The sequence below is a fragment of the Providencia sp. CIM-Carb-044 genome, assembly GCF_033901115.1.
Classification (GTDB): domain Bacteria; phylum Pseudomonadota; class Gammaproteobacteria; order Enterobacterales; family Enterobacteriaceae; genus Providencia; species Providencia hangzhouensis.
The window spans coordinates 285,540-307,831 of record NZ_JAXADV010000004.1; the positions used below are offsets into that span (position 1 = coordinate 285,540).

Annotated in this window: 18 protein-coding genes; 7 read left to right on the plus strand and 11 right to left on the minus strand. The window is 38.9% G+C overall.

All coding sequences use genetic code 11. The annotated features are described in order from the left end of the window. Positions 1 to 38: 38 nt before the first annotated feature. Both nhaR and nhaA read right to left on the minus strand, forming a co-directional pair. Entirely contained in the window at positions 39 to 959 is a 921-nt protein-coding gene (gene nhaR, locus SJ312_RS10795; protein ID WP_004914690.1) for a transcriptional activator NhaR, read from the minus strand. A 189-nt stretch (positions 960 to 1,148) separates the two neighbouring features. Next, on the minus strand, positions 1,149 to 2,324 hold the full coding sequence (nhaA, locus tag SJ312_RS10800; RefSeq protein ID WP_004905642.1) for a Na+/H+ antiporter NhaA: 1,176 nt from the start codon (positions 2,322 to 2,324) through the stop codon (positions 1,149 to 1,151). 389 nt (positions 2,325 to 2,713) lie between these two features. Here nhaA and SJ312_RS10805 point away from each other — a divergent pair, with 389 nt between their 5' ends. Continuing rightward, positions 2,714 to 3,562 carry an EamA family transporter gene (locus SJ312_RS10805; RefSeq protein ID WP_094961932.1) on the plus strand — a complete coding sequence of 283 codons (849 nt, stop codon included), beginning with the start codon at positions 2,714 to 2,716 and terminating at the stop codon, positions 3,560 to 3,562. 121 nt (positions 3,563 to 3,683) lie between these two features. Continuing rightward, a complete protein-coding gene (locus SJ312_RS10810; protein WP_110592419.1) occupies positions 3,684 to 5,084 on the plus strand; it encodes an amidohydrolase in 1,401 nt (466 codons plus the stop codon). Positions 5,085 to 5,151: 67 nt separating this feature from the next. Here SJ312_RS10810 and dnaJ read toward each other — a convergent pair whose 3' ends face one another. Then, positions 5,152 to 6,285: a molecular chaperone DnaJ gene (dnaJ, locus tag SJ312_RS10815; RefSeq protein ID WP_110592420.1), complete on the minus strand. Its 1,134-nt coding sequence runs from the start codon at positions 6,283 to 6,285 to the stop codon at positions 5,152 to 5,154. A 111-nt stretch (positions 6,286 to 6,396) separates the two neighbouring features. After that, positions 6,397 to 8,313 (minus strand): molecular chaperone DnaK, encoded by a 1,917-nt coding sequence (gene dnaK / locus SJ312_RS10820; protein ID WP_004905650.1) that lies wholly within the window; start codon positions 8,311 to 8,313, stop codon positions 6,397 to 6,399. A gap of 336 nt (positions 8,314 to 8,649) precedes the next feature. On the opposite strand from dnaK, the gene satP reads away from it, so the two are divergent. Further along, complete coding sequence (satP, locus tag SJ312_RS10825; protein ID WP_004905651.1) at positions 8,650 to 9,216, plus strand: acetate uptake transporter; 567 nt, start codon at positions 8,650 to 8,652, stop codon at positions 9,214 to 9,216. 78 nt (positions 9,217 to 9,294) lie between these two features. Here the strand turns inward: satP and mog are convergent, their stop codons facing one another. Together mog and tal are read right to left on the minus strand one after the other, a co-directional pair. Further along, positions 9,295 to 9,876: a molybdopterin adenylyltransferase gene (gene mog / locus SJ312_RS10830; protein WP_110592421.1), complete on the minus strand. Its 582-nt coding sequence runs from the start codon at positions 9,874 to 9,876 to the stop codon at positions 9,295 to 9,297. Between the two features lie 191 nt (positions 9,877 to 10,067). After that, complete coding sequence (tal, locus tag SJ312_RS10835; protein WP_036958561.1) at positions 10,068 to 11,021, minus strand: transaldolase; 954 nt, start codon at positions 11,019 to 11,021, stop codon at positions 10,068 to 10,070. 386 nt (positions 11,022 to 11,407) lie between these two features. Between tal and yaaA the strand changes: the two genes are divergently transcribed. Next, positions 11,408 to 12,184 carry a peroxide stress protein YaaA gene (gene yaaA / locus SJ312_RS10840; protein WP_004905658.1) on the plus strand — a complete coding sequence of 259 codons (777 nt, stop codon included), beginning with the start codon at positions 11,408 to 11,410 and terminating at the stop codon, positions 12,182 to 12,184. Between the two features lie 191 nt (positions 12,185 to 12,375). Next, on the plus strand, positions 12,376 to 13,368 hold the full coding sequence (locus tag SJ312_RS10845; protein ID WP_153673990.1) for an aldo/keto reductase: 993 nt from the start codon (positions 12,376 to 12,378) through the stop codon (positions 13,366 to 13,368). Between the two features lie 48 nt (positions 13,369 to 13,416). Here the strand turns inward: SJ312_RS10845 and SJ312_RS10850 are convergent, their stop codons facing one another. From SJ312_RS10850 to SJ312_RS10870, 5 genes are read right to left on the minus strand one after another with little or no spacing between them, the layout of a single operon-like run. Further along, positions 13,417 to 13,839 carry a DUF411 domain-containing protein gene (locus tag SJ312_RS10850; RefSeq protein ID WP_004905661.1) on the minus strand — a complete coding sequence of 141 codons (423 nt, stop codon included), beginning with the start codon at positions 13,837 to 13,839 and terminating at the stop codon, positions 13,417 to 13,419. Between the two features lie 45 nt (positions 13,840 to 13,884). Beyond that, positions 13,885 to 17,022, minus strand: coding sequence for a CusA/CzcA family heavy metal efflux RND transporter (locus SJ312_RS10855; protein WP_319867650.1), 3,138 nt, complete (start codon positions 17,020 to 17,022; stop codon positions 13,885 to 13,887). A 3-nt stretch (positions 17,023 to 17,025) separates the two neighbouring features. Further along, positions 17,026 to 18,294 carry an efflux RND transporter periplasmic adaptor subunit gene (locus SJ312_RS10860; RefSeq protein WP_187710552.1) on the minus strand — a complete coding sequence of 423 codons (1,269 nt, stop codon included), beginning with the start codon at positions 18,292 to 18,294 and terminating at the stop codon, positions 17,026 to 17,028. Between the two features lie 17 nt (positions 18,295 to 18,311). Then, on the minus strand, positions 18,312 to 18,653 hold the full coding sequence (locus SJ312_RS10865; RefSeq protein WP_243154736.1) for a copper-binding protein: 342 nt from the start codon (positions 18,651 to 18,653) through the stop codon (positions 18,312 to 18,314). A gap of 8 nt (positions 18,654 to 18,661) precedes the next feature. Next, positions 18,662 to 20,056, minus strand: a complete 1,395-nt coding sequence (locus SJ312_RS10870) for an efflux transporter outer membrane subunit (RefSeq protein ID WP_110592426.1) — start codon at positions 20,054 to 20,056, stop codon at positions 18,662 to 18,664. Between the two features lie 154 nt (positions 20,057 to 20,210). Here SJ312_RS10870 and SJ312_RS10875 point away from each other — a divergent pair, with 154 nt between their 5' ends. Further along, entirely contained in the window at positions 20,211 to 20,894 is a 684-nt protein-coding gene (locus tag SJ312_RS10875) for a heavy metal response regulator transcription factor (RefSeq protein ID WP_110592427.1), read from the plus strand. Further along, positions 20,887 to 22,275 (plus strand): Cu(+)/Ag(+) sensor histidine kinase, encoded by a 1,389-nt coding sequence (locus tag SJ312_RS10880; RefSeq protein ID WP_153673994.1) that lies wholly within the window; start codon positions 20,887 to 20,889, stop codon positions 22,273 to 22,275. Before SJ312_RS10875 ends, SJ312_RS10880 begins: the two co-directional genes overlap by 8 nt. Positions 22,276 to 22,292: the final 17 nt, after the last annotated feature.

Sequence of the window (22,292 nt, forward strand, 5' to 3'; positions counted from 1 at the left end):
CTTAAAAAAACCGGCTTATGCCGGTTTTTTATTTGTTACTATTTTTTATCTAAGCTATCAAGCGGAACTGAAAATAAATCTGAGAAATCTTTATTACACACTCGCTGCACGGCTGGGTGCTGGATCATTCTTTCTGCAAAAATAACGTAGTACTCTTCTTTTACGCTTTCTAAACGGCCTAACTCTACAATATCTTCGCCACCTAAAAGGTCAGGTGTATACTGCGATGGAGCAACAAAAATCGCGTTATAATGCATGCCAAATGCTTTCATAAGCGCTGCATCATCAAACTCACCTAACACTTCTACTTGCAGGTTTTTATTTCGTATCCAAGCTAAGATATGCCTACCTAACAAATATCGCCGCCCTGGAATCAATAAGCGACGTTCCTCTAAACATTCAGGAAATGGCTTTTTAGGGATCGGCTGACGACAAAAGAAACTCATATTACACTCGCCCAACTTCACCGAGAACAAACCTTCTTGCTGTGATGAGTCCACAGGGCAGTCAGACAAAATCATATCTAATTTATGTTGGCTAAGCTGTTCTAATAGCAATTCATGCGTTGATTCAAAACAACGTAAATGAATTTGTTCATGCTCAACAACCGTAGTCTCTAATATTTTACTAACTAGCTGTTTTGAGAGCGTGTCTGCGACCCCAACATCAAACAATAAATTAGATTCACGGCTGTAATTGACGATATCTAGCATTTCTTGGCTAAGCATGAACATTTTATCTGCATAGCGAAAAATTAATTGCCCAAGCTCAGATGGCACCAAACCTCGCCCCTGCCTTTTGAATAACTTTCCACCTAATCGCTCTTCCAATGCTTTTATTTGCCCTGTAATTGTCTGAGGAGTCAGGTAAAGCGCTTCTGCTGCTCCGACGACAGAGCCTTCTTTACATACATGCCAGAAGTAGTAAAGATGGTTAAAATTAAGATGTGAAACCCGCATATCGATTCCTTCGGTACCGTCACTAGCTATGTAACCGCTATTGACCATACACATTTACCCGCAGCTCATACTTTTCAGAGCCTTTAAAATGAATACCGTAGTGTATTAAAAAACACACTACGGTATATCATAGATTATTAGTTCGGAAATTCTTACTAATAATTTGCAAAATTACACAATAAGCTTGTACTAGGTTAGTTCTTTTTGTTTCGGTAACACTACTCTTAACATAAAGTAACCTAAAAATGCAGCTAACGTAGAACCAATCAAGATTCCTAGGCGTGAATAGGTACTATACACCTCATCCAACCCATCAAATGCGAGGCCGGTTATAAAAATAGACATAGTAAAACCGATCCCACACAGTACAGAAACGGCAAAAACTTGTTTTAAGTTAATCGACTCTGGCAATTTTGCAAACCCAAGTTTTACCGAAATCCAACTAAACAGAAAAATCCCAATTGGCTTACCCAAAATTAGCCCCGCAGCGACTCCTAATGGCAGTGGGCTCAACAAACCTTCAAAAGTCACACCTTGAAGTTGCACACCCGAATTAGCAAACGCAAAAATAGGTAGAATTAAGTAAACAACCCATGGATGTAAAACGTGTTCCAATTCTTCTGAAGGCTTGGTCTGGTTAGTTCCATGTAAAGGGATCAAGAAGCCAACAATGACCCCTGCTAATGTGGCATGCACTCCAGATTTCAAAATGCACACCCATAATATTAACCCAATAACTAAGTAAGCCGCTGTATTCTCTACTCTACGCCAATTCATCATACAGAGAATGGCAATACACAGTGCTGACAGCCCCAATGCAACCAAGGAAACAGAACTTGTATAGAAAAAGGCAATAATCACAATAACACCAAGGTCATCAATAATAGCTAATGCTAATAAGAACACCTTAAGTTCTGTTGGTACTCGCTTACCTAATAAGGCCATCACACCTAGCGCGAAAGCAATGTCTGTAGCGGCAGGTATTGCCCAACCTTGCTGGGTAACTGCATCTCCACCATTAAATAATAGGTAAATTAATGCTGGAGCAATCATCCCTCCTAAGGCTGCGATTGCTGGAAATATCGCTTTATCACGTCCTGCAAGGGATCCTTCTAATAATTCGCGCTTTACTTCAAGGCCGACCACCAAAAAGAAAATCGCCATTAGAAAGTCATTAATCCATAATATCAGCGGTTTATCTAAACCAAACTCTGATATTTTAATGGATACAGGAATATCTAAAAATTGCTGATAAGCCCCTTGTAATGGTGAGTTAGCCATTATTAAAGCGACTATGGCAGCAATAATCAGAAGTAAGCCCCCTGCTGCTTCTAACCTTAAAAATTTACGAATAATTGCTGTCATATAGTTAACCCCAATGTTTTTTTGAATGTTAATACTATGCTAATTATTAATTCGTAAAAAATCGTTTATTTATCGCTTAACACTCGGAATTACCGATTTATTTGGGTTAGAGATCACGGCAAATGAGAAAAAAACGTTAATTTTACTATAGACAACTTTTATAAAAACAAATAATAAATTTTGTGATAAACAGACTTTATAAATTCAACTTTTCTAGTACATCAAAATTTATCCCTTTTATTTACACAAGAAAAACTTGCCTGTTTCTTTTTTCGATACCTTTTGTAAAAACGATAAATATGGAAGACTATTTACAAAATATTTGCCAAACGTTTCGCAAAACAATGTGTTTAGATTGCTAATAAAATACTAATGATTACAATTTAACGATGACAACTTACGTATTACTTTCTGTGCTGTTTGCAGCTTTTTGCCATGCAAGCTGGAACGCTATAGTTAAATTTGGTAATGACCGTTTTTTCGGCCTAGTCATGATTTCTGTTTTTTCTGGTGCCTTAGCGATACCAGCAATACTTTGGTTAGGCCTACCATCACCAGAAGCTATCCATTGGTTAGCGTTATCGGTACTGTTTCATATTGGCTATACCTATTTTTTAAGTCAGGCTTATACACATGGCGATTTAAGCCAAATTTACCCAATATCACGTGGTTCTGCGCCATTAATGACAGCAGTACTAGGTGCTTTGCTATTTAATGAGCTAATTCCACTAATGGGTCTTATTGGTGTTTTGTGCATTATTAGTGGCGTAGTGCTCATTGCTTTTGCAGGTAAAAAATTCACATTGAATATTAAGGGAAAAGCACTAGTTTTTGCCTTATCAACCGCCTTCTTTACGGCTTGCTATACCCTATCCGATGGCTATGGCGCCAGAGCAAGTGAAGACCCTGTCGTGTACACGCTTTGGCTGTTTCTTTTAAATGGAATTGTGTTAGCTGTACCTGGCCTTATCAAATATCGTGGTACCCTACTTGTTGGAATTCAACAATACTGGCGTTCAGGGTTGCTAGGTGGGTTAATGCAACTCATTAGCTATGGCATTGCCATATGGGCGATGAGCCAAGCACCGATTGTCATGGTCGCCGCAGTTAGAGAAACTAGCGTACTCTTTGCCATGTTTTTATCCATTGCTTTTCTTAAAGAAAAATTCAACGTCATGCGAGTCATTGCCTGTGTTGTTATTGTTTTTGGTGTTTTATTAGCAAAATTAAGTCATTAATAAAATTGTTATTATTTGAATGTTTGGTTATCAAGCAACTAATTTAGCTTTATTCAAAATCGTATTATTGCTTTTTATTTACCCATAATTGTTATATTTTCTCACCAGATATGAGGCCAAAATGTCGCTTTTAAAATCTTTACTGGCTATTTCCATTATTAGTGCTTCTTTTCCTAGTTTTTCAGCTATCCCCGCGGACACCATAATCGTAGATGGAACCATCTTAACAATGGATGCTAAAAAACAGGTTATTGACCATGGCACGGTTGTCATCAAAGGCAATAAAATTATTGCGGTTGGTGGCCCTGAACTTGCTCAAAATTATCAAGCACCTAATGTCCTGAATGTTAATGGCGATATTGTCATGCCAGGGCTAATTAACACTCACACACATGCATCTATGACCGTGTTTCGTTCCTTAGCTGATGATGTGCCAGACCGTTTACACCGTTATATTTTCCCATTAGAAAATAAAATGGTTTCCCGTGAAATGGTACGAGTTGGGGCCAACCTTGCGAATATTGAAATGATTAAAGGTGGAGTCACAACTTACGTTGATATGTATTACTTTGAAGATGAAGTGGCTAAAACCGTTGATAAAATTGGACTAAGAGCGATTCTTGGGGAATCAGTGATTCAATTTCCCGTCGCTGATGCAAAAAATGCAGATGAAGGTATCGATTATGCAGTCAACTTTATCAATCAATACAAAGATCACCCACGTATCACCCCTGCTTTTGCGCCTCATGCGCCTTATACCAATACAACAGAGCATTTACAGAAAATAGCAAAATTATCTCAAGAACTTAATGTTCCAGTAATGATCCATCTGGCGGAAACTGACCGTGAACAAGAAGAGATAGCCAAACGTACAGGAGGGAAAAGCCCTGTACAATATATGGCTGACATTGGTGCACTGAATAATAAAGTTATTGCAGCACACGCCATTATGGTTGATGAAAAGGATATGGATCTACTCAAGCAGTATGATGTCGGCGTTGCGCATAATATCAGTGCGAATACTAAGTCTGCTAAAGGTGTTGCCCCTGTGACAACCATGCTGGAAAAAGGGATCCGCGTTGGTTTGGGAACGGATGGACCAATGTCGAGTAATACGCTAACGACGTTAAATGAGCTAAATTTAGTCGGTAAAATTCACAAACTAGCCAATAAAGATAGAGCAGCGATGCCACCAATCACTGTTGTTGAGATGGCGACCATGGGCTCTGCGCAGGTATTACATATGGAAGACAAACTCGGCTCTCTCGAAGCAGGGAAATTAGCTGATATCATTGTTATTGATACCAAATCACCAAATATGGTTCCTATGTATAGCCCCTATGCCGCATTAGTCTATGGCGCAAATGGAGCCAATGTTCGCCATACTATTGTTGATGGCAAAGTATTAATGCAAGACCGTAAAATACTGACTGCTGATGAAAATACAATTATCAAAGAAGCTCAAGATTTTGCCAGTAAAGTCCGCGAAACTGTGGTTGCTAGTGGTGAAGTCGTAAAATAAGATAAAAAAATGGCTGACTTGGCAATATGCTCAGTCAGCCATTCTAACTTTTCCAATTATTAACTAATTATTTATTAGTTAAATCATCAAAGAATTTCTTAACGCCATCTAAAAAGCTTTTAGAGCGCGGGCTGTTCTTCTCACCACTCTTTCCACCTAGTGATTCACCAAACTCTTTGAGCAACTCTTTTTGTTTCTCATTGAGTTTAACGGGGGTTTCAACAACAATGTGGCACATTAAATCACCTTGCAGACCACCACGTACCGATTTCACACCTTTTCCTTTCATACGGAAAATTTTACCGGTTTGGGTTTCTGCTGGGATTTTCAGTTTTACACGGCCATCAAGGGTTGGTACTTCAATTTCGCCCCCCAGTGCTGCATCAGCAAAGTTAATTGGAACCTCACAGTGCAGGTTATTACCATCACGCTCAAAAATATTATGAGGCAATACATGAACCTGAACGAATAAATCTCCTGCTGGTGCCCCGTTTTCTCCGGCCTCACCTTCTCCTGACAAGCGAACACGGTCACCTGTATCTACACCTGCTGGAATTTTAACTGACAGTGTTTTATATCTTTCAACACGGCCATGGCCATGACATTTGTTGCATGGATCTTTGATAACTTTACCGCGACCATGACACGTTGGACAAGGCTGTTGTACAGAGAAAAAGCCTTGGCGCATATGGACTTGGCCCATACCGTGACAGGTTGAGCACGTATCCGCACTAGTTCCTGGTTTCGCACCATTACCATGACAAACGTCACAGGTTTCCAAGGTTGGAATACGGATTTCTTTGGTCACTCCACGGACAGCCTCTTCGAGAGTCAGTTCCATGTTGTACTGTAGATCAGAACCACGGCTTGGGCGCTGCTGTCTGCGGCCGCCTCCAAAAATATCACCGAAGACGTCACCAAAGATATCACTAAAGTCCGCACCACCGAAGCCACCGCCTCCGCCCATTCCACCTTGCTCAAACGCAGCATGACCATACTGGTCATAAGCCGCACGTTTTTGCTCGTCAGAAAGAACTTCGTAAGCTTCTTTGATCTCTTTAAATTTATCTTCTGAATCTTTATCACCCTGATTACGGTCAGGGTGATGCTTCATCGCTAAGCGCTTATAAGCACGCTTAATATCTTTATCCGATGCATTTCTTTCGAGGCCTAATACCTCATAAAAATCTCTTTTTGCCATTTAATTTTACCCTTAACATGCGGAACGGGCGTAGAGTTGCCTCGACGCCCGTATCCGGTATCAGTAACCATTAACTATCATTTGCTATAGCTACTGCGCCCGCTAAGGGCATTATTTTTTGTCTTTGTCGTTAACTTCTTCGAATTCAGCATCAACAACATCATCATCTTTTTTCGCTTCTGCGCCTGCGCCAGCTGCACCGCCCGCTTGAGCTTGTTGCTGTGCGATTTCCAGAAGTTTTGCAGATGCCGTGACTAAAGCTTGGATTTTCGCTTCAATATCCGCTTTGTCTTCACCTTTTGCTGCAGCTTCTAATTCAGAAGTTGCTTTTTCGATATTCGCTTTATCTTCAGCTGGTAATTTATCACCGGCTTCTTCGATTTGTTTACGAGTACCGTGAACTAATTGGTCAGCTTGGTTACGAACCTGAACTAGCTCTTCAAATTTACGGTCAGCTTCAGCGTTTGCTTCTGCATCACGTACCATTTTTTCGATTTCCTCATCATTCAGACCTGAAGAAGCCTTAATGGTGATGTTTTGCTCACGTCCACTATTTTTATCTTTAGCAGAAACATGCAAGATACCATCCGCATCGATATCAAAAGTCACTTCGATTTGTGGCATACCACGTGGTGCAGGTTGAATACCATCTAAGTTAAACTGCCCCAGTGATTTGTTGTCACTTGCGCGTTTACGCTCACCTTGCAGAACATGAATAGTTACCGCTGCTTGGTTATCTTCAGCTGTTGAGAACACTTGGCTATGTTTAGTTGGGATAGTGGTATTCTTCGCAATTAACGAAGTCATCACGCCACCCATGGTTTCGATACCTAAAGACAGAGGAGTTACGTCAAGTAACAGAACGTCTTTAACATCACCCGCTAAAACACCACCTTGAACTGCCGCACCCATTGCAACTGCTTCATCTGGGTTAACGTCTTTACGTGGTTCTTTACCAAAGAAATCAGCAACAACTTTTTGAACCATTGGCATACGTGTTTGACCACCAACTAAGATAACATCGTTGATTTCGCTCACGCTTAAGCCTGCGTCTTGCAGAGCAACTTTAACTGGCTCCATAGAACGCTTAACTAAATCTTCTACCAGTGACTCTAATTTCGCACGAGTCACTTTGATATTCATGTGTTTAGGACCTGTTGCATCTGCTGTAATATACGGCAGGTTAACATCTGTTTGTTGTGCAGAAGACAGCTCAATTTTCGCTTTTTCTGCAGCTTCTTTCAGACGTTGCATTGCTAACGGGTCGTTACGCAGGTCAACACCTTGTTCTTTCTTAAATTCTTCAACTAAGTAGTTGATTAAACGTGTATCAAAGTCTTCACCACCTAAGTGTGTGTCACCATTGGTAGCCAGAACTTCATACGTTTTTTCGCCATCAACTTCATCGATTTCGATGATTGATAAGTCGAATGTACCGCCACCTAAGTCATAAACCGCGATAGTACGGTTACCAACTTCTCTGTCTAAGCCGTATGCTAATGCAGCTGCTGTTGGTTCGTTAATGATACGTTTTACTTCTAAACCAGCAATACGGCCAGCATCTTTAGTCGCTTGACGCTGAGCATCGTTAAAGTAAGCAGGCACAGTAATAACTGCTTCTGTTACTGGCTCACCTAAATAGTCTTCTGCTGTTTTCTTCATTTTTTTCAGAACTTCAGCTGAAACTTGTGGTGGAGCCATTTTTTGGCCTTTCACATCTAACCAAGCATCGCCGTTATCAGCCGCAATGATTTTATATGGCATGATAGAAACGTCGCGCTGAACTTCTTCGTCTTGGAAACGACGACCAATCAAACGTTTAATTGCAAATAAAGTATTTTCTGGGTTAGTCACAGCCTGACGTTTCGCTGGCTGACCAACTAAAATTTCACCATCTTGAGTGTACGCAATGATGGAAGGAGTAGTTCTATCACCTTCGCTGTTCTCCAGAACACGAGCTGTAGTACCATCCATAATTGCAACGCATGAGTTAGTTGTACCCAAGTCGATACCAATGATTTTACCCATCTAAAACGCCTCCAAAGGAATTCTTTTCACTATGATTTCGATATCAATCTATATGAGGCTCAATATTTCATTTTCAAGGGAGTTTTCACTCTGAGCCTAAATTATTTTTCAATACGCAATAATTTGGATTGATATCAGTTGATGCTTTTAAGATGGGGTCACAAATTCATTCATCAAGGGGGAGAATCAAAAAAATTTGCATTTATTGCAAAAAAACCTGTCTTGTGATCATGGTTTAAACAATTAAAACTGCGTATGATGCGCCGCCGCTGTCACTTTGGCAAAACCTTTTTGTTTTTTATCTATTTGAATTTTTTATATTTTACCAGAGGTTATATGCAGTCTAGCTCTCTTGCAAATCCAGGCCCACTTGGTTTACTAGGCTTTGGTATGACAACCATCCTGCTGAATATTCATAATGCAGGTTTTTTCCCTCTTTCATCCGTTATTTTAAGTATGGGCATTTTTTATGGTGGTATTGCTCAATTTATTGCAGGTCTGATTGAATACAAAAAAGGCAATACATTCGGTGCAACTGCATTTACCTCTTACGGTATGTTTTGGATTGCATTAGTGGGGTTATTATTTTTGCCTTCAATGGGATTAGCCGAAGCAACTTCACCTGAGTTTTTAGGTGTTTTCCTCGCTATTTGGGGAATTTTTACCTTTTTCATGTTTTTAGGAACCTTCAAAGCTAATTTTGTTTTGCAATTTGTCTTTGGTAGCTTAACTGTATTATTCGCTTTATTAGCGATTGGCAATATTACGGGAAATGCAGCATTACTAAAATTTGCTGGTTTTGAAGGAATTATCTGTGGCGCTAGCGCATTTTATTTAGCGGTCGCAGAAATATTAAATGAGCAATATGGCAAAACGGTATTACCGATTGGCCAACGTGGTTAAATTTAACTAACGTATGTGATTTTATGCATTAAATATTATTAATCAGGTGAGCTAAGCCTCACCTGATTACATCGCAAACTATTCAGGACGAATTGCGGATTTAGGCCTAAATGCCTTCACAACCGAAGGGTCTGTTTCTACATATGGGCCATCAAGCAATTGAATACAATAAGGAACACTGGCAAAAATACCAGAAACTACCACATTCCCTTCTTTGTCTTTTAAACCTTCCAGAGTTTCCGCGATCGCTTTAGGCTGCCCAGGTAAATTTAAAATCAAAGCCTGGTTGCGTATTACCCCTACTTGGCGTGACAGTATCGCAGTAGGGACGAACTTTAGGCTAATTTGGCGCATTTGTTCGCCAAAACCTGGCATTTCACGGTCTGCAATCGCAAGGGTTGCATCAGGCGTGACATCACGGCGAGCAGGTCCTGTGCCGCCTGTGGTTAGGACTAAATGGCAAGCAAACTCATCCACCAGCTCACATAATGTTTGCTCTATCATGATTTGCTCATCAGGGATCAGGCGAGTTTCGATACGAAAAGGGGTTGTCAACGTTTTCGCTAACCACTCTTCTAATGCGGGAATGCCTTTGTCTTCATAAATACCACTCGAAGCACGATCAGAAACGGAAACCAGACCTATGCGCAATTCATCCATACAAACCTCAAAGAAATTATTCAATCAAAAACTGTTCACTTAATAATAAACAGGGGCAATATCATACCATGATGAACGATTGCATAAAGCGCCCTTGATTTTATATCTTGAAATTGAGAACTAACTCAATGAAAAATAGGTATAAAAAAACCCAACCAACTGGCTGGGTTTGAAAGAAAAAACGAAACAAATTACAGTAAATCTGCAATCATTTTTTCCAGTTTTTCTTGGTCTACTGCAAACTTACGGATACCGTCAGACAGTTTATCAACCGCCATTGGGTCTTGGTTGTGCTGCCAATAGAACTCTGCTTCAGTCAACTTAGCGCCTGGCTCTTTAGTTTTACCTGTATCAGTCAGTTTACGTACTAATTCACCTTGTGATTCAGACAGCTCTTTTAATAAGCCTGGAGAGATAGTTAAACGGTCACAACCTGCTAGTTCAATGATTTCACCCACGTTACGGAAGCTTGCGCCCATAACCACAGTTTTATAACCGTGAGCTTTGTAGTAGTTGTAGATTTCAGTAACAGAAACCACACCTGGGTCTTCATGTGGTGCGAATTCTTTCTTATCTGTATTCGCTTTGTACCAGTCAAGAATACGGCCCACAAATGGAGAAATCAGGTATACACCCGCTTCCGCACAAGCACGAGCTTGAGCAAAAGAGAATAATAAAGTCAGGTTACAGTTAATGCCTTCTTTTTCCAGTTTCTCTGCAGCACGGATACCCTGCCAAGTTGAAGCCAGTTTGATCAGAATACGGTCATTGCTAATACCTGCATCGTTATACATTTTGATTAAGTGACGCGCTTTAGCAATACAAGCTTCTTCATCATAAGACAGGCGCGCATCAACTTCAGTAGAAATACGACCCGGAACTAATTTCAGAATTTCCAGACCGATATTAACAGCCAGCTTGTCACAAGCATCAACAATTTGTTGCTCGCGATTATTGCTTTGCTTACGAGCCCATTCTACCGCTTCATCAATTAATTTACGGTACTCAGGAATTTGTGCAGCATTTAAGATCAGCGAGGGATTTGTGGTCGCGTCTTGTGGTTTGTAAAGCTTCATCGCTTCGATGTCGCCAGTATCAGCAACAACAGTTGTCAGACTACGTAATGAGGTTAGTTTATCGGTCATTTCTTTAATCTCGTTGTTATACCCGTCATATTCCAAGTTGTAGCGGTGGTTAGCTACCTACAATTCTTGCGACTCTTGTGGTGTAGGCTAACAAACTGCAACTTGAATTACTTTGCGTATTATAAAGGAATTGTGGCTATCGCCGCACCGTCTACAGATAATATCATGCATCCATATTGCTGCAAGCAAGTAAATCTAGTCAAAAGCAACTATTTGATTGGCAATCGATTTCGCTAGCCAATTAGAAACTGAATCCTTTTAGCTAGTTATATTGTGCTATCATTGTAATTAAAGAATAATATTGGTTTGGCTTATCGTATCAATTAGCCAATTAGGAAGAATTTTTGCTAAAGTAAGCAGTATCATTCTTTATAAAGGGTCAAGTCATGCTTATTACAATTTCACCTGCAAAAACATTAGACTACGAAAGCCCACTTGCGACACAGCAGTTTACTCAGCCTGAATTACTTACTGAGTCACAAAAATTAATTAATGTCTGTCGTAAATTAACCCCTGCAGATATTGCCAGTTTAATGAAAATTAGTGACAAGCTTGCGGGGCTCAATGCTGCCCGTTTTGCAGAATGGCATGCGGACTTTACCCCAGAAAATGCACGCCAAGCGATCCTTGCCTTCAAAGGGGATGTGTATACGGGTATGCAAGCAGAAACCTTTTCTCAAGACGATTTTGCGTTTGCTCAATCTCATTTACGCATATTATCAGGTCTTTACGGTATCTTAAGACCGCTAGATTTAATGCAACCTTATCGCTTAGAAATGGGAATTCGATTAAAAAATACCCGTGGAAAAGATTTATATGAGTTTTGGGGAGACATCATTACCAAGCAATTAAATCACGCATTAGCGGAGCAAAAAGATCAAATATTAGTCAACCTTGCCTCAGATGAATATTTTAAATCAGTGAATACAAAAAAACTGGACGGGCAAATTATCAAGCCTATTTTCCTTGATGAAAAAAATGGTAAATATAAAGTTATCAGTTTTTATGCAAAAAAAGCGCGGGGTTTAATGAGCCGCTTTATCATCCAAAATAAATTAACGAAAACAGACCAACTGGCTGATTTTAATTTAGAAGGCTATCAATTTGATGAAAGCCAATCTAAAGGTAACGAGCTGGTATTTACCCGCTCAGAGCAAGCCTAATATATAAAACGTGGGGATTGGCACGCAGCCGATACCCACGAATGCCAAAATACTTCACGCTTTTTTCGGGCTCTATCACAATTTACTCATAAACCTTCTAGTCAAGAACAAATTAGCATTGATTCCTCAGCCTACTTTTTAGCTTTATGACAGTATAAATTGAGTTTTACCCACTATTTTGGAGGTGAAGTATGCCTTATGTTGCATCATCAAAGCGCTATACTGAAATGGAATATCGTTTATGTGGCCGTAGCGGATTACGCTTGCCACTGATTTCATTAGGATTATGGCACAACTTTGGCGATAACAAACCCTTTGATAATTGCCAAGCCATGCTTCGCCATGCTTTTAACCTTGGGATCACCCATTTTGATCTTGCTAATAATTATGGGCCACCACCAGGCTCTGCCGAAAGTACATTTGGCAAAATTATGCAGCGGGATTTTCTGCCTTATCGCGATGAAATGGTTATTTCATCAAAAGCGGGTTTCACTATGTGGGACGGCCCTTATGGTGACTGGGGAAGTAAAAAATACTTAGTTGCAAGCCTAAACCAAAGTTTGAAGCGAATGGGATTAGATTATGTAGATATATTTTATCATCATCGACCTGATCCCAATACCCCACTAGAAGAAACCATGGGAGCGCTAGATCTCATTGTTCGCCAAGGAAAAGCCCTGTATGTGGGGATTTCTAATTACCCAACCAATTTAGCCAAAGAAGCCATTAATATTCTCAATGAATTAGGAACCCCTTGCCTGATTCACCAACCTAGATATTCCATGCTAGAACGTACTCCCGAAGAAGATTTACTCGATTTACTGGAAGAAGAAGGCGTTGGCTCTATCGCATACTCTCCATTGGCTGGTGGGATATTAACCGATCGCTACCTTAATGGCATCCCTGCTGATTCACGTGCTGCAGGTAATCCTTCTTTGCCCCCAGAAAGACTCACGTCAAACATTTTATCAAAGGTTAAACAACTGAATGAACTGGCAACAAAAAGAGGACAAAAGCTAAACCAAATGGCATTAGCATGGCTACTGAGACACGACAGGATCACTTCCGTTCTCATTGGCGCAAGCCGTATCAGCCAAATTGATGATGCAATGGGGATACTAAAAAATCGTAATTTTACGCAAAAAGAGCTCAAAGCCATCGAATTAATATTAGAAGGCGAATAAAACACACAAGTTGCAGGATATCCTGCAACTTAATAAATTTTATCTCAATTAACGATATTCACCATTTGCTTTAAACTGCACCACAGAATAAGGCTGAGTACGGCCATCTGGCTGCTCCATCCCTAGGCTACCAATTGGCATACCCGGAACAGAAATCCCTACCACATCCGCTGGTAAGGCATCAATCGCATCAAGACTGCTGACAGGAACATGGCCAACAATCACTTTACCTTTGTATTTAGCGATATGACAGCTGCGTAAGTTATAAGGCACATTCAGCTCATCATTCAGTTTGTTCAACTCATCATAACTGATTTCATTGACCACAACGTCATACCCTGCTTTTTTAACTCCTTCTCCCCATAATTGGCAGCAACCACAGTTTGCATCTTTATACAATTGCACGCTCTGGTTTTGAGAAAATGCAGAAAATGACAGTAAAAACATTCCACCTAAAATTATCTTCTTCATTGCTATTTACCTTATCAATAATAATGACTAGTACTTAAAAAGTGTCTATTTTTTATGGCGTAACTGACAGATTAATTTATAAGCCGCAGGAATGATAAATAGGGATAATAATGGTGCAGTTATCATTCCACCAATCATCGGCGCAGCAATACGGCTCATCACTTCTGAACCGACTCCTGTTCCAAGTAATATTGGCAATAAACCAGCTAAAATTACGGCAACCGTCATGGCTTTAGGGCGAACACGTAAAACTGCGCCTTCATATAATGCACGGTCTAAATCTTGGTTTGATAGCTTGCTTATTCCTTTCTGTTTTTCTTTATCTTCGATTGCATGGCGTAAATAAATCAACATAACTACACCAAATTCAGCCGCGACACCTGCCAATGCAATAAATCCAGTTCCTGTTGCAACTGATAAATTAAAGTTCATCCAATAAAGGAACCAAATAGCGCCCACTAAAGCAAAAGGTAAACTTAATAAAATCAGTAAAGCTTCACTAAATCGTCTAAAGGCTAAATAAAGTAGTACAAAAATAATCATGATAGTCGCGGGGACCATTAACATTAATTTTTGGTTAGCCCTTTCGAGTAATTCAAATTGCCCCGTAAAGGAATAGCTAAGACCCGGTTTCATTTGAATATTATCTTTTATTGCTGCATCAATATCTTTAATAACAGAAACCATATCACGATCACGTGCATCAATATAAATCCAACTAGTCGGTCTGGCGTTCTCTGTTTTCAACATGGGAGCGCCCATATTCACGGAGACATCAGCAACATCACTAAGCACAATTTGCTGTTTGCTTGGCGTTAAAATTGGTAATAACTTCATCGCAGATACACTATTTCGGTAATCTTGAGGATATCTTATGCTAATTGGGTAACGCTCAATCCCTTCAACTGTTTCTCCAATCATTTCCCCACCAGTGGCCATTGAGATATACACTTGTACGTCGCTAATACTCATACCAAAACGGGCTGCTTTTTCTCTATCAATTTTGACATCAATATAGCGTCCGCCTACCAACCTCTCAGCCAAAACTGAAACCACCCCCGGTACCGATTTTGTGACTTTTTCAATTTGTTGGGCTAATGCATCGATTTCTTCAAGATCTCTGCCTGATACTTTAATACCTATAGGGCTTTTGACTCCCATAGATAGCATATCAATACGGTTACGAATAGGTGGAACCCATAAGTTTGCAACCCCTGGCAAACGCACCGTTTCATCGAGCTCATCAATAATTTTTTCGAGTGTCATTCCTTCTCGCCACTGTGCTTGCGGCTTCAAACGTATCGTTGTTTCAATCATTTCCATAGGTGCTGAATCCGTTGCTGTTTCAGCTTTACCAACTTTTCCAAATACCGTATCCACCTCTGGAATAGTTTTGATTAATTTATCCGTATTTTGTAGTAAAAATGCCGCTTGTGCAGGCGAAACACCCGGTAATGTTGAAGGCATATAAAGTAAGTCACCTTCATTAATTGCAGGAAGAAATTCACCACCTAAATGTTTTAATGGCCATATCACCGTAAATAAAGATAAGAAACCAATTAATAAGGTAGTTTTCGGCCACGCTAATACCTTAATTAAAATAGGGCTATAGAGTGAGATCAACCAACGATTCAGTGGGTTTTTATTTTCATTTGGAATATTACCGCGGATCCAATATCCCATTAGAATTGGAATAACAATCAGCGCTAAAGCCGCAGCACCCGCCATGGCATAGGTTTTTGTGAATGCAAGTGGACCAAATAAACGGCCTTCTTGCCCTTCCAACATAAAGATAGGAATAAAAGACAATGTGATAATTAATAAACTGATAAATAATGCAGGCCCAACTTCAACAGCGGAATCCGTAATAACTTTCCAACGCTGGGCATTATCAATGACTTTATCTTCATTTTCATGTTGCCATTTTTCTAATTTTTTATGTGCATTTTCGATCATAACAATGGCGGCATCCACCATTGCTCCGATCGCAATTGCAATGCCCCCTAACGACATAATATTTGCATTTATTCCTTGGTAGCGCATGACGATAAAGGCAATAAATAATCCAAGGGGCAAAGAAATAATTGCCACGAGAGCAGAACGGAAATGCCATAAAAAAACGGCACACACTAATGCGACAACAATAAATTCTTCTAGTAACTTATAACTTAAATTATCAATCGCGTTATCAATAAGAATGCTTCTATCATAAGTCGTGATAATTTCGATGCCTTCCGGCAAGCTAGCACTTAAATCTTCAAGTTTCTGTTTTACATCCTGAATCACATTACGTGCATTTTCACCAGAGCGAAGCAGAATAATTCCCCCAACGACCTCACCTTCTCCATTTAGCTCAGCAACCCCACGACGCATTTCGGGGCCTTCCTGTATTCGAGCAACATCTTGTAAGTAAATAGGTACACCATTTTCTGGCGTTTTTAGGTAGATTTTATTGAAGTCATCAATAGATTGAAGATAACCACTTGCTCTAACCATATATTCAGCTTCAGCAATTTCAATCGATGAACCACCAGCTTCTTGGTTAGCCATTTCAACGGCCTGTTTTATTTCAGGTAATGTCACTGAAAATTGGCTGAGCTTGAGTGGGTCAACTAAGATTTGGTAAGATTTAACCACACCGCCAACGGTTGCCACTTCTGAAACATTAGGCAAAGCCTTCAATTCATATTTCAAAAACCAATCTTGTAATGAACGTAGTTCTGCTAGATTATGTTTTCCAGTTTTATCCACTAAAGCATATTCAAAAATCCAACCAACACCTGTCGCATCAGGGCCAATGGAGGCTGCTGCACCTTTGGGTAATTGGTTTTGGACTTGATTTAAATATTCTAAAACTCGTGAACGAGCCCAGTATAAATCTGTATTATCTTCAAAAATAACATAAACATATGAGTCACCAAATGCAGAAAACCCCCGCACCGTTTTTGCTCCCGGCACAGATAGCATCGTCGTCGTTATCGGGTAGGTAACTTGGTTTTCGACCAGTTGCGGCGCTTGCCCTGGATAAGTGGTTTTGATGATCACTTGTACATCAGATAAGTCAGGTAATGCATCAACTGGTGTACTGCGAATGCTCCAAATACCCGCAATGACTAAAAACACGACTCCCATTAACACTAGAAATCGGTTAGCAACCGAGCGTCTTATAATCCATTCCAACATACTCTACTCCTGAGATTTATGTGATGAATGATTAGATGACGCTGATGCTTCAGGAAGCGCTTCCATCTTGGCTAATGCCCCGGCAATATTCGCTTCAGAATCAATCAGGAAAATACCCTGAGTCACTATATGCTCACCCACTTGTAAGCCTTCAGATATTGCTGTCATTTGTTGAGATTCGCTCAGCACTCGCACCCTTTTGGGAATAAATTCACCATTCTCACCAACAGCAATAACGTGCTGTTCTTTCCCTGAGTCCACAATGGCTTGTGAAGGGATCAATAAACTTTCATTACCTTCTGCAACTAAATTTAAATATGCTGTCATACCCGGTTTTAATAAATGGTTAGGATCAGCAATTTCTGTACGAATGTTAATTGTACGACTTGCTTGATCTGCACTGGGTAATATCAACCAGTTTTTTACAGCAAATAACTGCGAAGGATAGGCAGGAATAGAAACTGTAAATTGTGTTTGTTGATTAAGTAATTCAGCAACTGATTGAGGAACAGATGCATTAATCCATAATGGATCTGTTCCTTGTATTTGTGCGATAACGACTTCTTTGGATACGTTCATCCCTAAACGTAGATTAAGTGCAGTAATTACCCCAGAAATAGGAGCTTGAATAGTAAAACGTGTTTGCACTTTTCCTGTTTTAATAAACTGAGAAAGTGCGCCTTCTGGCATGCCATTTAAACGTAAACGCTCAATGACACTATTAAGATCTTGTTGGCTCGCATTCATTTGCTTAAGCGCAAGATATTCGCTTTGTGCTTCAACCCATGCAGGGATCGTTAGCTCAGCAATAGGAACGCCTTTTTGGATCCTCTCACCTACTGTGAATGGATAAACTTTTTCAACAAAACCATTTTCGCGTGCTTGTACAATAGCAAATTGATGGTCATTAAACGCAATTTCGGCTGGAAATGTTAAGTCATAGTTTAATTTCCCCCACTTCACATCCACCGTTTTAAGCCCTAAATTTTGTGTCTGTGTTGGGTTAATTGTTACCCCTTTGCTATTCGCTGAAGCCAAGTTTTCATCCGCATATTTAGGAACAAGATCCATGTCCATAAAAGGGGATTTCCCTGGTTGATCAAACTTGGTATTGGGATACATGGGATCATACCAATACAATACGGTGCGTTCTTGTTTTTCAACTGATTGGCTATTATTTTCTACAACGAAAAAATAACGGTAAAATAAAATTGAAATAACGCTCGATAAAATAATTACCAATAGCAATTTGGTCAGGTTAACTAATGACATAACATCTCTCTACCTATTTAGTTTATTTTTTCGACGGATTTCAACATTGAAAGATTACCTTGTTGTACAAATGAAAATTTCAATTCATCATTTTCTTGTAAACCGTTGATCATATTTTCATCTTCATATGTAAAACGCATCGTCATTGGTGGCCAACCAATGCTTTCTATTTCTTTATGATTTATCGTTAATTTTTTATTATCTTTGTCAATCGAGATTAGCTTTCCTTCAGTGTTAATTGTTGGTTCCGCCGCTTTTTCTGGATAAATAGAGTGATTATGTTCAGCTGTATTTGCATAGCTGGTTGCTGTTAATATCGCCATTGAAATTACAAAAAATACCGTATTTAGTTTTTTCATTTTTACCCTCATGATTTGATTAATCCGCCACCTAATGCAGAGAATAAATTTATTTCATTCTTCTGCTGTTCTATTTTCAACATCAATAAGTTTTGCTGTTCTGTAAATAAGCTACGCTGCGCTTCGAGAACATCGAGATAACTTAAACCACCATATCGATAACTTGCTTGTTTCTGTGTTAAGACGTTTTGCAGCGTGTTGACATATTGCTCTTGGGAGATAAGTTGTTTTTCTAAACTCAATTTGATCACTAAGGCATCTTTCACTTCTCGAAACGCTACTTGAATACTTTTTTCGTAATTAGCAATCGCTTTATTTTTTCTAATATTTGCCAACTCTAAATTTCGGCTATTAGTCCCCCCAGTAAAGATAGGTAACGTAATTTTAGGAATAAAATTCCAAATACCATTTGAAGAGTCAAATAACCCCGTTAAAGAATCATTACTGTTTGCAACTCCCGTATTAAAGGAAATAGAAGGAAAGAAAGCCGCTCTCGCTACACCGATGTTGGCATTCTCAGAAATAATGTTTTGCTCCGCAGCCATAATATCCGGGCGCTTTAGCAATATTTCAGAAGGAATATCTGGAGGTGTCGTAATTAAAGGATAGTTTGGCTCGTAGCGTCCTAGATCTAAGTTTATTTTTGTTGCATAGTCATTTGTCAAAAAATTCAGTAAATTTTCATTTTTTGCAATTTCACTTTCAATTTTTTCGATATTAATAGAAATAGACTGTACTTGCCCTTTAGCTTGTTCTAGGTCTGATAGCGCGGCTTTTCCTGCCGCCACTTTTTGCATTACAATTGATTGACTATTGAGATAACTTTGTTTCGTCTCTTGTGCAATTAATAATAGCTTTTGGTTATACACCACATCTAAGTACGCTTCTGCTACTGTTTTAATCGTGATGATTTGTGTCGCACGGCTCATCTCTTGAGAAGCAATAAACTTTGCTTTGTCTGCATCAGATAAATTTTTGATACGCCCAAAAAAATCCAGCTCATAGCTGATATCAATGCCTACGCTGTATTTCTTATTAAAGGATGACCCGCTCTCTAACGACTGACTATAATCACCACTCATCGATGAATTAACTTGAGGATATTTTTCTGCCCCCGCGAGCCCAAAACGTACACGAGCTTCCTCTACATCTAACGCAGCAAGGTATAAATCGCTGTTTTTCTCTAGTGCAATTTCTATCACGTTTTTCATTTGAGGGTCTTGAATAAATTGTTCCCAACTAGGGAACAATAATTCAGTTTGAGCCTGCTTTGCTGCATCAGAAACATGACTATTGAATTGATGAGGTAAATTAAGGTTAGGGCGTTGATATTCAGGAGCGAGCGAAACACAGCCCGTCAAAGTTAAGGCATAAGCTATTATTAATATTTTTGGGGAATACATGGTATAGCCATGCCTCTAGTAATTAAAATTGGAGCTATAGTAAAAAAGACCTCCTGTTAGATTGATGACATGAAAATGACAAATTTGTCATTTTACATTTCGTTGCTGTAGTGCTTAGAATGGCTGCATTATTTACCTGGCTGATAGGTCTGAGATGAAATTACTTATTGTTGAAGATGAACATAAAACGAGAGAATACTTGTCTAAAGGCTTAAGTGAGTCCGGGTTTATTGTTGATGCAATCGAAAATGGTATTACTGGCCTGCATATGGCCACAACTGAAGACTATGATTTAATTATTCTTGATGTGATGTTACCTGATATTAACGGCTGGGAAATTGCAAAGAACTTACGCAATTCAGGAAAAAATACACCAATACTGATGCTCACTGCATTAGGTAATGTTGAGCATCGAGTCAAAGGACTAGAGTTAGGTGCTGATGATTATCTCGTTAAACCATTTGATTTTTCGGAGTTACTCGCTCGAGTAAGAACTTTATTACGCAGAGGCAACAGCAGCATCCAAAAAACACAGTTTACCATTGCTAACTTGCATGTTGACCTGATTAAGCGACGCGTTACCCGTGAAAATGATAAAATTATACTCACCAGTAAAGAGTTTTCTTTATTGGAATTTTTTATTCTTCATCAAGGTGAAGTGCTTTCTCGTTCTCTTATCGCTTCAAAAGTGTGGGATATGAATTTTGATAGTGATACCAATGTGATTGATGTGGCAGTGAAAAGATTAAGAGCTAAGATAGATCAAGGCTATGAACCTAAATTGATCCATACTATTAGGGGAATGGGCTATTTACTTGAGATCCCTGAAAATGATTAAATTTTTTCGATCTCCTGTCTCTATTTCAATTCGTCTTATTGTTTTGATCAGTATTACTCTCTCCCTCTCCTTGTTACTATTTAGCTCGATCATGATCAATTCGGTTATGTTGCATTTTAAACAGCAAGATGAATACACACTTAACCAGTTGAACCTAACGATCCGTAGCTTGTTAAATAACAATACAGACTCACAAAGTGAACAATATGCACGTATTAAAACCATTATTAATGAGCACCAAGACATTACTATTTATCTCATTGATAAAAAAGGAAATGAATTAATATCTCCCAATGCAACAGATAAGCTCATTACGTACTTAAAAAATTATGATCCTCATAAAAATAACCAAGAAGAGCTTAAAAATTATCGCCTATCTGAAATTATTATTCAGGTAGATTCCCCTTCAGAGTCTAAACAATATCGGTTGGTTACTGCATTATCATTAAATTTTCATCATGATTATCTGAGTTCATTAATAAATAATTTAATTGTCAGCGCTATTATATTGTGCTTATTTACTATTCTTGTCGTTTATTTCCTTGTAATTAAAGGATTAAAACCCCTTAAAGATGTGAGCGATGAAATCAAAAATGTCACTTCCGAAAACTTAAGTGTGCGTTTAGACCCTGATTCTGTACCTAATGAATTAAAACAATTAACAAAATCATTTAATCAGATGTTAGTCAAAATTGAAGATGTTTTCGTAAGACAAACGAATTTCTCAGCAGATATAGCTCATGAAATGCGTACACCTATCACTAATTTAATGACTGAAACCCAAATATCTTTGAGTAAAAATCGCAGTAAAGAAGAACTCGTTGAAGTGTTATATTCTAATTTAGAAGAATATAACCGTCTATCACGAATGATCTCTGATATGCTTTTTCTTGCTCAAGCAGATGATAATAGGCTTATCCCTGAGAAAAAAGTTATTAATATTAAAACTGAAATAGAGCTCATATTTGATTATTTTGAATATCTCGCGGAAGAGAATGAAATAAAGCTTAAGCTAATTGGTGATACAGACCCTATTATGGCCGATAAAGATATGTTAAGAAGAGCAATTACTAACTTAATATCAAATGCTATCCGCTATACCCCAAAGGGGGATTCTGTCAGTATTAATATTTCGAATGTAAAAAATGGTATTGAATTAATTATCAGCAATCCCGGCATGAAAATACCAGAAGAACATTTAGCAAAACTCTTTGACAGATTTTATCGAGTAGATAAATCAAGACAAAGAAAAAATGAAGGGAGCGGAATTGGGTTGGCTATCGTCAAATCAATCATATTAGCGCATAAGGGAAGAATCACTGTAACATCAGATGATTTTTCAACACGTTTTACTGTATTTTTACCTAAGGAACCAAATTAAATATCTACCATAAATGG